Source organism: Humitalea sp. 24SJ18S-53, from assembly GCF_050632385.1.
Taxonomy (GTDB): Bacteria; Pseudomonadota; Alphaproteobacteria; order Acetobacterales; family Acetobacteraceae; genus Humitalea.
In genome coordinates this window covers 3,683,537-3,695,592 of record NZ_CP192599.1, presented here as the reverse complement: position 1 = coordinate 3,695,592, position 12,056 = coordinate 3,683,537, and the positions used below count along the sequence as shown (strand labels likewise).

The window sequence follows — 12,056 nt, the reverse complement described above, 5'->3', positions numbered from 1 at the left end:
CCATGTTCGTCGGTGCCGTCTTCTTTCCGCTGCTGGGCGCGACCATCGCGGGCTTTCTTGGCCGCTGGATCGGCGATCGCGCGGCGCAATGGGCGACCGTGGTCTGCATGGTGCTGGCCGCCGTCTGTGGTGTCGCGGCCTTCCTGCAGGTCGCCTTCGGCGAGGCCGACCGGGTCATCGAGATCGCGGACTGGATCGATGTCGGCGGATTGAACGTCGTCTGGGCGCTGCGCTACGACACGTTGAGCGCTGTCATGGTCGGGATGGTCACCTTCATCTCGACGCTGATCCACCTCTACAGCGTCGGCTACATGGCGCATGACGACAGCAAGCCGCGGTTCTTCGCCTACCTGTCGTTCTTCACCTTCATGATGCTGATGCTGGTGACCGCCGATAACCTGCTGCAGCTATTCTTCGGCTGGGAGGGCGTCGGCGTCGCCTCCTACCTGCTGATCGGCTATTATTATGAGAAGGAAAGCGCCAACCGCGCGGCGATGAAGGCCTTCATCGTGAACCGCGTCGGCGACTTCTTCTTCATGCTCGGCCTGGCGCTGACCTTCTGGACGTTTGGCAGCATCGGCTTCGACGAGATTTTTGCCGGCGTGCCCTCCGCCGTCGACAAGACCATCGGCGGGATGCCGGTGCTTGAGGTCATCGGCGTCCTCCTGTTCCTCGGCGCCTGCGGCAAGTCGGCGCAGATGGGCCTGCACACCTGGTTGCCGGACGCGATGGAGGGCCCGACGCCGGTCTCGGCGCTGATCCATGCCGCTACCATGGTGACGGCGGGTGTGTTCCTGATGGCGCGGATGAGTCCGCTGCTGGAACTGGCCCCCACGGCACTGGCCATCGTGACCATCGTCGGCGCCAGCACGGCCTTCTTCGCCGCGACCATCGGCTGCGTGCAGAACGACATCAAGCGCATCATCGCGTATTCGACCTGCTCGCAGCTCGGCTACATGTTCTTCGCGGTCGGGGTGGGCGCCTACCAGGGCGCCATCTTCCACCTCTTCACCCACGCCTTCTTCAAAGCGCTGCTGTTCCTGTCCGCCGGGTCGGTGATCCACGCGATGAGCGACGAGCAGGACATCCGCAAGATGGGCGGCATCTGGAAGAAGATCCCGGTGACCTATGCGGTGATGTGGATCGGCAGCCTGGCCCTGGCCGGCGTGCCCTTCTTCGCCGGCTACTATTCCAAGGATTTCGTGCTGGAGGCCGCCTTCGCCGCCCATTCGGGCACCGGCATGTATGCCTTCGTGGCCGGCTGCGTCGCCGCCTTCCTGACCGCCTTCTATTCCTGGCGCCTGCTGATCCTGGTGTTCCACGGCGCGCCGCGGGCCGACCACCACACGATGGAGCATGTCCACGAAAGCCCCTGGGTGATGCTGGTGCCGCTGCTGGTCCTGGCGACCGGCGCCATCTTCGCCGGTGCGGTCTTCGCGCCGTACTTCATCGGCCATGGCTGGGAGGAATTCTGGCGCGAAAGCATCGCCAATGGTCCGAACAACCACATCATGCATGCGGTGCATGACGTGCCGGGCTGGGTGCCGATCCTGCCGACCATCCTCGGCCTGTCGGGCATCGGGCTGGCGGTCGTGATGTATGTCGCGGCGCCGGGGCTGCCCGCGCGGATGGCAGCGGCGATGCCGGGGCTGTACCGCTTCGTCCTGAACAAGTGGTACTTCGACGAACTCTACGACCGCATTTTCGTGCGCCCGCTGCGGCGTCTCGCGCAGCTGCTCTGGCGCACGGGCGACGCGAAAATCATCGACGGGATGCCGAATGGGGTCGCCTCGCTGGCGGTCGACGTCGCGCGCGGCACGGTGCGGATGCAGACCGGGCGGGTCGCCAACTACGCCTTCACGATGATCATCGGGCTTGTCTTCTTCATCTCTGTCTTCCTGATCGGGATCGTCCGATGAACGCCGCCGGCTTTCCGCTGCTGTCGCTGCTGACCTTCCTGCCGCTGGTCGGCTGCGCGGTCATCATGTCGGTCCGCGGCGATGAGGAAACTGTCGCCGCCAACGCGCGCTGGACCGCGCTGTGGACGACGCTGATCGTCTTCGCCCTGTCGCTGATCCTGTGGTTCCAGTTCGACAAGGCCAGTTCCGACTTCCAGTTCGTCGAACAACTCGCCTGGCTGCCTGAATTCGGCCTGTCCTACCACATGGGTGTGGACGGCATCTCGGTGCTCTTCGTGCTGCTGACGACGATGCTGATGCCGATCTGCATCATCGCCTCGTGGGACTCGATCCGGACCCGGGTGCGCGAATACATGGTCGCCTTCCTGGTCCTGCAGACCATGATGATCGGCACCTTCGCGGCGCTGGATTTCGTGTTGTTCTACGTCTTCTTCGAAGGCGTGCTGATCCCGATGTTCCTGATCGTGGGCATCTGGGGCCATGATCGCCGGGTTTATGCGGCGCTGAAGTTCTTCCTCTACACGCTGCTCGGCTCGGTGCTGATGCTGCTGGCGATCCTGGCGCTGTGGTACCAGGCCGGCACTACGGACATTCCGGCGCTCATGGAATTGCGCCTGACGCCGGCCATGCAGAGCTGGGTCTTCCTGGCCTTCCTCGCCTCCTTCGCGGTGAAGATGCCGATGTGGCCGGTGCACACCTGGTTGCCGGACGCCCACGTCGAGGCACCGACCGCCGGCTCCGTCATCCTGGCCGGCGTGCTGCTGAAGATGGGCGGATACGGCTTCCTGCGGTTCTCCCTGCCGCTGCTGCCCGACGCGGTCGAAATGTTCGCGCCGCTGATGTTCGCGCTGTCGGTGGTCGCCATCGTCTACACCTCGCTGGTGGCGCTGGCGCAGGAGAACATGAAGAAGCTGATCGCCTATTCCTCAGTGGCACATATGGGGATTGTGACGCTCGGCATCTTCACCATGAACCAGCAGGGCATTTCGGGCGCCATCTTCCAGATGCTGAGCCACGGCGTGGTCTCGGCCGCCCTCTTCCTTTGCGTCGGCGTGCTTTATGATCGGGTGCATTCGCTGGAGATCGCCCGCTACGGCGGGGTCGCCAAGATCATGCCGGGCTATGCGCTGGTCTTCATGCTGTTCACCATGGCCTCGGTCGCGCTGCCCGGCACGGCCGGCTTCCCCGGCGAATTGCTGGTCATCGTCGGCGCGTGGAAGGCCAATCCCTTCGTCGCCGTCGGTGCCGCCACGGGCATGATCCTGGGCGCCTGCTACATGCTCTACCTCTACCGTCGCGTGATCTTCAGTCGCATCGGGCGCGAGGACCTGCGCGCCCTGCTGGACCTGTCGCCCCGCGAATATGCGGTCTTCGTGCCGCTGGTCCTGCTGACCTTGTGGATGGGGGTCTATCCCTCCTCCTTCCTGTCCTTCTTCGAGGCCTCGGTGGCGGCCATGGTGGAGCGGCATGAAGCGGCCCTCATCCTGCCCCGCCTGGCGGGGATGTGAGCGCCATGAACTGGACCCTTCTTCTTCCGGAAATCGTGCTCGGCTGTGCCGGGCTGATCGCCATCGTGGGCGGCGTGATCCCCAAGCGCGACGCGACCTTTGGCGTCGCCATGGGCGTGCTGGGCGCGCTGCTGCTGGCGGCGGTGCTGACGCTCGGCCAGCCGGAAGGCACCGCCATGGGCGGGCAATACGTCGCCGATGCCTATACGCGCTTCGCCAAGATCCTCGTGTTGCTGGGTGCGGCCGCGGGCCTCGTGCTGTCGCTCGACTGGAATGAGAAGCAGGGCCTGTCCCGTTTCGAATTCCCGGTGCTGATCCTCTTCGCGACGCTGGGCATGATGATCCTGGTGTCGGCCAATGACCTGATGTCGCTGTATGTCGGGTTGGAGCTGATGTCGCTTTCGCTCTACGTCTGCGCCGCCTTCGACCGCGACAACGGCCGGTCGGCCGAGGCGGGGCTGAAGTATTTCGTGCTGGGCGCGCTGGCCTCGGGCCTGCTGCTTTATGGCGCGTCGCTGATCTACGGCTTCTCGGGCACGACGAATTTCGACCGGATCGCCGATGCGGTGGAAGGCTCCGCCCCCAATACCGGCGTGATCGTCGGCCTGGTCTTCGTAACCGCGGGCCTGGCCTTCAAGATCAGCTCCGTGCCGTTCCATATGTGGACGCCGGACGTGTATGAAGGCGCGCCGACCCCGGTCACCGGCTTCTTCGCCGCCGCCCCCAAGGTCGCCGCGTTGTTGCTGCTGGCGCGCCTGCTCCAAGGGCCCTTCGGCAGCATGGCCCCGGCCTGGCAGCAGGTGATCGTGCTGTGTTCGCTGGGCTCCATGCTCCTCGGCGCCTTCGCCGCGATCGGGCAGAGCAACATCAAGCGGCTGATGGCCTATTCCTCGATCGGCCATGTCGGCTACGCGTTGATGGGCTTGGCGGTCGGATCGGACGCCGGCATGCGTGGCCTGCTGCTCTACATCGCCATCTACATGTTCATGAACATTGGCGCTTTTGCCGTGCTGGTCGCGATGCGCCGCGACGGGCGCGCGGTCGAGGGTGTGGATGACCTGGCCGGGCTTGGCCGCACCGATCCGGCGATGGCCTTGGCCATGGCGATCTTCATGTTCTCGATGGCCGGCATCCCGCCCTTGGCGGGGTTCTTCGGCAAGCTCTACGTCTTCCTGGCCGCGGTGCAGGGCGGCTTCTGGGTGTTGGCGGTGGTTGGTGTCCTGGCTTCGGCCGTGTCGGCCTACTACTACCTGCGTATCGTGAAGGTCATGTATTTCGACGCGCCGGCGCCGGCGCTCGACCCCCGCCCGGCCGGGTTGTCGGTCGTGCTGGCGGGGACGGGGCTCTTCACGACCTTCTTCTTCCTGTTCCCGGCCCCGATCCTGGCCGCGGCCCAGGCGGCGGTCGCCGCTTTGATGGGATGACAGCCGTTCCAGACGGCTGGCGGCTGCAACACTTCGCCCATCTGCCGAGCACACAGGCCCTGGCCGTCACCCTGGCCGAGGCCGGCGAGCCCGAGGGCCTCGCCATCCTGGCCGACCGGCAGACGGCCGGGCAGGCGACGCAGGGCCGCGGTTGGGAGTCGCCCGCCGGCAATCTTGCCATATCCGTCCTGATGCGCCCGGCCGCGCCCGTCTCCGAGGCTGGGGAATGGGGCATCCTGGCAGCGGTCGCCCTGGCTTCCGCCGTCGCCGAGGTATCGACCATCCCCCCTCGGCTGAAATGGCCGAATGATTTGTTGCTGGGCGGCGCCAAGGCCGCGGGCATCCTGACGCAGGCCGCGGGCGATGGTGGGCGGCTGGCCTGGGTGATCATCGGCATCGGTGTGAACCTGCGCCACGCGCCTGGGGTCGATGGCCGCGTGACCGCCTGCCTTGGCGATGACGCGCCGACGCCGGAGGCTTTCGCGGCCGTGCTGCTCCGCAGCCTGGATCGCTGGCGCCAGGTCCGTCTACTGGAGGGCTTCGCCCCCGTCCGCGCCGCCTGGCTAGAACACGGCCCCGCCCTTGGCACCCCCCTGTCGCTCTCCCGCCCCAGCATAGCCGGACGGTTTGAGGGTCTGGCCGAGGATGGTGCCCTCTTGCTTGGAACCGGCGGGCGGGTGCATGCCGTCCGGACTGGCGAAATCGAAGGCTGAGGCCCCACCATGCTGCTCGCAGTCGATGCCGGGAACACCAATGTCGTCTTCGCCGTCCATGACGGCCATGAATGGCGCGGCCGCTGGCGGGTCGCGACACGCGACGACCGCACCTCCGATGAATACGCCGTCTGGTTGATGGCGCTGCTGACCCATGTCGGGCTGCGTCCGATGGACATCACCCGCTGTGTGATCGGCACGGTGGTGCCGGCGGCGCTGTACAACCTGCGCCGCCTTTGCCGTGATTGGTTCGATACCGAACCACTGGTCGCCCGCGCGGCGCTGGATTGGGGTTTCGACATCCGGGTGGACAGCCCGGCCGAGGTCGGTGCCGACCGCCTGCTCAACGTGCTGGCCGTGCACCACCACTACAAAGGCCCCGCGGTGGTGATCGATTTCGGCACCGCGACAACCTTCGACGTGGTGGGCCACGACGGCGCCTATCTGGGCGGGGTGATCGCCCCGGGCATCAACCTGTCGATCGAGGCGCTGCATCGCGCCGCGGCCCGGCTGCCGCGCATCGGCATTGGCCGTCCGCAGTCGGTGATCGGCCGTGCCACCGTGCCGGCCATGCAATCCGGCATCTATTGGGGCTATGTGGGGCTGATCGAAGGGATCGTGTCCCGTATCCGCGCGGAATACGGCCGCCCCCTGAAGGTCGTTGCGACCGGCGGCCTCGCGTCACTGTTTGCCGAAGGGACGCTTGTCATAGAGACGACGGACCCCGACATAACGCTGGAAGGGTTGCGGCTGCTCGCCCTGCGCAACGCCGGCCCTATTGGACAATCCGCGCGCATGCGCGACCCGCTCCGCCGTGAGCTTAACACCGACGATCCGCAGACCCTGGATCAAACGCCTTCAGACATGGATAGAACAGAACAAGAATGAACGTGACCACCGGAGATCTCGCCTTCATCCCGCTTGGCGGGACGGGGGAGATCGGCATGAATCTCAACGTCTACCGCTGCGACGGGCAGCTCCTCGCAATCGATTGCGGCATTGGCTTCGGCGGTGCCGATACCCCCGAAGCCGAGGTGATGGTCCCCGACCCCGCCTGGTTGGCCGAACGGCGCAACCAGTTGGTCGGGCTTGTCATCACCCATGCGCATGAGGACCACCTGGGCGCGGTTGCGGCGCTCTGGCCAATGCTGCGTTGTCCGATCTACGCCGGCCCCTTCGCCGCCGCCGTCCTGCGTCGCAAGCTGGGCGAGGCCGGGCTGATGCGCGAGGTGAAGCTGGAGACGGTTCCCCTCGGCGGCTCGCTGCAACTCGGCCCCTTCGGCCTCACGTTTCTGCGCGTGACCCATTCGGTGCCGGAGGCGCAGGCGCTCGCCATCCGCACCCGCCACGGGCTGATCGTGCATACCGGCGACTGGAAGCTGGACCCTGAGCCTCTGCTCGGCCTGCCCACGGACGAGGCCGCCTTCAAGGCGCTCGGCGACGAGGGCGTGCTGGCCATGGTCTGCGACAGCACCAATGCCATGGTCGAAGGCCATTCCGGCAGCGAAGCCGAAGTGCGCCGCAACATGGCCGTGCTGTTGAAGGGCATGAAGGGCCGCGTGGCCGTGACCTGCTTTTCAACCAATGTCGCACGGCTGGAATCCATCGCGCTCGCCGCACGGGCGAATGGGCGGCGTGTCGCGCTGTTCGGCCGCTCGCTACGCAATGCCGAGGCTGCCGCGCGCGAATGCGGTTACCTGACCAGCCTGCCGCCCTTCGTGTCAGAGGATGAGGCGGGCGACCTGCCGGACGACCAGTTGCTGATCATGGCGACCGGCAGCCAGGGCGAACCCCGTTCGGCCCTGTCCAAGATCGCCGCCGACACCCACCCGAACATCGCGCTGGGGGAAGGGGACACGGTCATCTTCTCCTCCCGCATGATTCCGGGCAACGAACGCGCGATCATCAAGGTGCAGGACGAACTGACCCGCGCCGGCTGCGTGGTGATGACGGCCGATGACCACATGGTCCATGTCTCGGGCCACCCCGCGCGGGATGAGTTGAAGAAGCTCTACGCCTTGGTCCGCCCGAAATACTCGGTGCCGACGCATGGCGAATGGCGCCACCTGACCGAACACGCGAACCTGGCCGAATCGCTCGGCGCGCAGCCGATCCTGGTGGAGGATGGCGACGTCCTGCGCCTTGGGCCCGGCGTGCCGGATATCGTGGGGGAGGTTCCCTTCGGCCGACTGGTCGTCGATGGCGAACGCCTGCTGCCGCTCGACGGTGGCGTCCTGGCCGCGCGGAAGAAGATGCTGTTCAACGGCGTCGTCATCGCCTCCCTGGCCGTGGACCAGGCCGGGCGCGTGCTCGGCACCCCGCGGATCAGTGCGCCTGGCTTGTTTGAGGAACAGGACCCGGCCTCCGGCCAGATCGCGAGCGAATTGGCCCGCGGCGTCGGCGACCTGTCCAACCCGACCAAGCGCGAGGACTCAAGCCTGCGCGAAGCCGCCCGCAACCTGGTCCGCAAGTCGGTCGGCCGGCGTTTGAAGAAGCGCCCGTCGGTCGAGGTCCACCTGATCCGCGTCTGAGGCAGCGATCATGACCATGCTCACCGCTGTCGTGGTGTATTTCCTGATCTGGTGGACGGTGCTCTTCGCCGTCCTCCCGGTCGGGGTGCGTCCCGACAGCGGGGGGCAGGAAACCACGGGTAATTGGCGCGGGGCGCCATTGGCGGCGCGGATTGGGGCCAAGATGTTGGCGACCACGCTCATTGCGGGCGTGATCTTCGCTGGCGTCTGGTGGCTGATCCAAAGCGAGTATCTGTCGTTCCGGTCGGGCTGGCTGGCGATGCCGGTGCGCTGACCGGGCGCGATGCATAAAAAAGGGGCGACAGAGGGGGTCTATCCCATCCGTCGCCCATCTTTAGCGCAAATTGCGATTATCACCGCTAATTTGCTGCGCTCGACCCCGCGTTTCGCGTTGTTGTATCGGCGCTGGTCCGTCAGTCTGTTTTTCAGAGAGAGGGCTGGTCCTCTCTCTGCCGTGTGACTGGCGTTTCCTCCCTAAACTCGGGCCGCACCCTTATGGGTTGCGGCCCGTTTTTTTATTAGCCGTCTGGCAGGCCGCCGCCAAGCGATTTCTGCCGTGTTAAGGCGTGTAAACCGCAGAAAAATTATCTTGTGATGCCGTCTGGCGTATTTTTCTTGCTGCATCGCAGCGCGAAACGAAGGCTGTAAGGCATTTGCAGGGCCTTGGTTTTGCGGCGCGACAAAACCGCCTAGGGTGCGCCGCCGCCCGATCAGGAGCCTCGCGTTTTGCGCCTTTCCCGTGCCTTCCTGCCCACCCTGAAAGAAACCCCGGCCGAGGCGCAGATCGTCTCCCACCGCCTGATGCTCCGCGCGGGACTCGTGCGGCAGACCAGCGCGGGCATCTACGCTTGGCTCCCGGCGGGCCTGCGGGTGCTGAACAAGGTCGCCGACATCGTGCGGGAGGAGCAGGACCGGGCCGGTGCCCAGGAAATCCTGATGCCGACCATCCAATCGGCCGACCTGTGGCGCGAAAGCGGGCGCTACGACGACTACGGCAAGGAAATGCTGCGCATCAAGGACCGCGCGGAGCGGGACATGCTGTTCGGGCCGACCAACGAGGAAATGGTCACCGACCTCTTCAAGGGCTACGCCCGGTCCTACCGCGACCTGCCGCGCAACCTCTATCACATCCAATGGAAGTTCCGGGACGAGGTGCGCCCCCGCTTCGGCGTGATGCGCGGCCGCGAATTCCTGATGAAGGATGCCTATTCCTTCGACCTGACGCAGGAGGCGGCACAGCACTCCTACCGCCAGATGTTCGTCGCCTACCTGCGGACCTTTGCCCGCATGGGGCTGAAGGCGATCCCGATGCAGGCCGATACCGGCCCGATCGGCGGCAACCTGTCGCATGAATTCATCATCCTGGCCGAAACCGGCGAGTCGCAGGTCTATCTGCACCGCGACCTGCTGGCCTTCGATGCACTGGCCGCCACGCCGGACTATGATGGCGACCTGAAGCCGCTGATGGATTTCTGGACCAGCCGCTACGCCGCGACCGACGAAAAGCACGACGAAGCCGCCTGGAACGCCGTCCCGGCCGGGGACCAGGTCTCCGCCCGCGGCATCGAGGTCGGCCATATCTTCTATTTCGGCACCAAGTATTCCAAGGCGATGGGCCTGTCGGTCGCGGGGCCGGACGGCGCCCAGGTGATCCCCGAAATGGGCTCCTACGGCATCGGCGTCTCGCGCCTGGTGGGCGCGCTGATCGAGGCGAACCACGACGACGCCGGGATCAAATGGCCGGATGCCGTGGCCCCTTGGCCGGCGGTGGTGATCAACCTCAAGCAAGGCGATGCCGCCTGCGATGCGCTGTGCGAGCGGATGTACGTCGCGATCCCGGACGCCATCTACGATGACCGCAGCGAGCGGGCAGGGGCGAAGTTCGCCGACGCCGATTTGCTCGGCCATCCCTGGCAGGTCGTGGTCGGTCCGCGCGGCGCCGCGGCCGGCCGCGTGGAGTTGAAGCGGCGCGCGACCGGGGAAAAGCAGGAACTCAGCCCCGAGGACGCGCTGGCAAAAATCCTCGGCTGATGTTCGGGCCCTTCGAACGCGCGATCGCCTTTCGCTACCTGCGCGCCCGCAAGGGTGAGCGGTTCGTCTCGGTCATCGCCATCTTCTCGCTGGTCGGCATCGCGTTGGGTGTCGCCACGCTGATCATCGTGATGAGCGTGATGAACGGCTTCCGCGCCGAATTGTTGGGGCGGATCCTGGGGCTGAACGGGCATCTGGGCGTCTATGCCCAGGCCGGATCCTCGCTGACGGATTTCGACCCGGTCGTGGCGCGGCTGCGCATGCTTCCTGGCGTGGTTTCGGCGACGCCGATCGTGGAGGGCCAGGTGCTCTTCACGTCGGAATACGGCGGGGCCGCCGGCGGCATCGCCCGTGGCATCCGTCCAGAAGATCTTCGTGCCAAGGCTGTCATCGCCGACAACATCCGCATCGGATCGCTGGCGCAGTTTGAGGGCGACGACGTCATCGTCATCGGCACCAGGCTTGCTCAACGGCTGCGCCTGACGGTGGGCGACCGCATTTCGCTGGTCAGCCCGCAGGGGCGCACCACCGTGATCGGCACGGTGCCGCGGGTTCGCGCCTATCGCATCGTCGGGTTGTTCGAAGCGGGGATGGCCGAATACGACGGCGGCTATGTCTTCCTGCCGCTCGCCGCGGCGCAGATCTTCTTCCAGACGCCGAACGCGGTCACCCAGGTTGAGGTCTTCGTCACCGACCCATCCCGCGTCCGCGCCGTCACTCGCGAAATCCTGCGCGCCTTCGCCGATGGGCCAGCCATTCGTGTGCTGGACTGGCAGGATGCCAACAGCGCCTTCTTCAACGCGGTGCAGGTGGAACGCAACGTGATGTTCCTGATCCTGACGCTCATCATCATCGTGGCGGCGTTCAACATCGTCTCCTCGCTGATCATGCTGGTGAAGGACAAGGGGCGCGACATCGCCATCCTGCGCACCGTCGGCGCGACGCAGGGCGCGATCCTGCGGATCTTTTTGCTCTGCGGCGCCTCGGTCGGCGTGCTCGGCACCGCGACCGGCGCCCTCATCGGCCTGGTCTTCTGCCGCTACATCGAGGACATCCGGCAGTTCCTGCAGTCCCTCTCGGGCACGGAATTGTTCAGCGCGGAGATCTACTTCCTCACGCGCCTGCCCGCCGTGGTGGACCCCAACGAGGTGACGCAGGTCATCCTGATGGGGCTCGGCCTGTCGCTGCTCGCAACCGTCTATCCCTCCTGGCGCGCGGCGCGCACCGACCCCGTGGTGGCCCTGCGCAATGAGTGAGCCTGTGCTGCGGCTTGCCGCCGTCGAACGCCGTTTCAAGACCGAGGCCGGCGTGCTGGAGGTCTTGCAAGGCGCCGACCTGTCGATTGTGGCCGGCGAAATCGTGGCTCTGGTCGCGCCCTCGGGCACTGGCAAATCCACCTTGTTGCACCTGGCCGGGCTGTTGGAACGCCCCGATGGCGGAGAGGTTTTTGTGCAGGGCCGGGCCGCCGGCACCCTTGATGATGGCGGTCGCACGGCGATCCGGCGGTCGACGATCGGCTTCGTCTATCAGGCGCATCACCTGCTGCCGGAATTCACCGCGCTGGAGAACATCGCCCTGCCGCAAATGGCGGCGGGCGTGGCGCGCAAGGATGCCGACGCGCGCGGCCATGAATTGCTGGGGGCCTTCGGTCTCGATGGCCGTGCAGGTCATCGGCCCGGGAAACTATCTGGCGGCGAGCAGCAACGCGTCGCGATCGCCCGCGCCCTCGCCAACCGTCCGACCTTGCTCCTCGCCGATGAACCGACGGGCAATCTGGATGTCGCGACATCCGACCGCGTGTTCGATGAATTGCTGGGGCTCGTGCGGCAACATGGGCTGGCGGCACTGATCGCGACCCACAATCCCGGCCTGGCGGCGCGGATGGATCGCACCGTGACCTTGCGCAACGGGCACGTCGTTCCGGTCTGAC

At 66.1% G+C, this 12,056-nt stretch carries 9 protein-coding genes and 1 pseudogene; all 10 read left to right on the top strand.

The features are described 5' to 3' along the window. Positions 1-2: 2 nt before the first annotated feature. The 10 genes and pseudogenes from nuoL to ACQW02_RS17595 all read left to right on the top strand — a co-directional run bounded on the left by nuoL (position 3) and on the right by ACQW02_RS17595 (position 12,055). Positions 3-1,919, top strand: a complete 1,917-nt coding sequence (gene nuoL / locus ACQW02_RS17640; protein ID WP_431281217.1) for an NADH-quinone oxidoreductase subunit L — start codon at positions 3-5, stop codon at positions 1,917-1,919. Further along, complete coding sequence (locus ACQW02_RS17635; RefSeq protein WP_431281216.1) at positions 1,916-3,427, top strand: NADH-quinone oxidoreductase subunit M; 1,512 nt, start codon at positions 1,916-1,918, stop codon at positions 3,425-3,427. Before nuoL ends, ACQW02_RS17635 begins: the two co-directional genes overlap by 4 nt. Positions 3,428-3,432: 5 nt before the next feature. Then, positions 3,433-4,851 carry an NADH-quinone oxidoreductase subunit NuoN gene (gene nuoN / locus ACQW02_RS17630; RefSeq protein WP_431281215.1) on the top strand — a complete coding sequence of 473 codons (1,419 nt, stop codon included), beginning with the start codon at positions 3,433-3,435 and terminating at the stop codon, positions 4,849-4,851. Next, positions 4,848-5,564 (top strand): biotin--[acetyl-CoA-carboxylase] ligase, encoded by a 717-nt coding sequence (locus ACQW02_RS17625; protein WP_431281214.1) that lies wholly within the window; start codon positions 4,848-4,850, stop codon positions 5,562-5,564. Before nuoN ends, ACQW02_RS17625 begins: the two co-directional genes overlap by 4 nt. 9 nt (positions 5,565-5,573) lie before the next feature. Next, a pseudogene (locus ACQW02_RS17620) lies at positions 5,574-6,344 on the top strand (type III pantothenate kinase); the annotation flags it as partial. 104 nt (positions 6,345-6,448) lie between these two features. Further along, positions 6,449-8,095, top strand: coding sequence for a ribonuclease J (locus tag ACQW02_RS17615; protein WP_431281213.1), 1,647 nt, complete (start codon positions 6,449-6,451; stop codon positions 8,093-8,095). Between the two features lie 10 nt (positions 8,096-8,105). After that, positions 8,106-8,369, top strand: a complete 264-nt coding sequence (locus tag ACQW02_RS17610; RefSeq protein ID WP_431281212.1) for a DUF1467 family protein — start codon at positions 8,106-8,108, stop codon at positions 8,367-8,369. Between the two features lie 452 nt (positions 8,370-8,821). After that, the gene (gene proS / locus ACQW02_RS17605) at positions 8,822-10,126 is read left to right on the top strand and encodes a proline--tRNA ligase (RefSeq protein ID WP_431281211.1); all 1,305 of its coding nucleotides are present in this window, start codon (positions 8,822-8,824) and stop codon (positions 10,124-10,126) included. Beyond that, on the top strand, positions 10,126-11,382 hold the full coding sequence (locus tag ACQW02_RS17600) for a lipoprotein-releasing ABC transporter permease subunit (protein ID WP_431281210.1): 1,257 nt from the start codon (positions 10,126-10,128) through the stop codon (positions 11,380-11,382). Before proS ends, ACQW02_RS17600 begins: the two co-directional genes overlap by 1 nt. After that, positions 11,375-12,055 (top strand): ABC transporter ATP-binding protein, encoded by a 681-nt coding sequence (locus tag ACQW02_RS17595; RefSeq protein ID WP_431281209.1) that lies wholly within the window; start codon positions 11,375-11,377, stop codon positions 12,053-12,055. The genes ACQW02_RS17600 and ACQW02_RS17595 overlap by 8 nt, the downstream gene beginning before the upstream one ends. Position 12,056: the final 1 nt, after the last annotated feature.